The sequence below is a fragment of the Streptomyces sp. AC555_RSS877 genome (assembly GCF_019049245.1).
Taxonomy (GTDB): domain Bacteria; phylum Actinomycetota; class Actinomycetes; order Streptomycetales; family Streptomycetaceae; genus Streptomyces.
The window spans coordinates 1-320 of the sequence record NZ_JAGMUK010000220.1 but is presented as its reverse complement, the minus strand read 5'-3'; the positions used below and the strand labels follow the sequence as shown (position 1 = coordinate 320).

Here is a 320-nt window from a genome sequence, read left to right as displayed (position 1 = left end):
GTGGGGCCCACGCCGTCAGGATCTGAGAGGTACGCCCCGTCATCCCACTCGTCCTCCGGAACCTCATGATGCGAGAACCACTCCTCCCAGCTCCCGAACCCTGCGGGCGGGGGCTTCTCCTCGTAGCCCAACGCCAGCGCCCAGAACGCGGCCAGTTTCCCCGGGTACGCGCAGCCGATCGTCAAGCCCCACTTGGTCGCCATGAGCCCTCCCCAGTCGGACGAACGGACTGTACCGCGCACCTCCGACACCTCCTGCCCGCTGCCTCAAACGTGCGCCGCGGCTTGACGAACGGCATCAGGAATCGATGAGGATCCCGC

General features: G+C 67.2%; 1 pseudogene. It reads right to left on the bottom strand.

Annotated features, from left to right (window positions below):
- A pseudogene (locus tag KUM49_RS45125) lies at nt 1–203 on the bottom strand (VOC family protein); the annotation flags it as partial.
- Nucleotides 204–320: the final 117 nt, after the last annotated feature.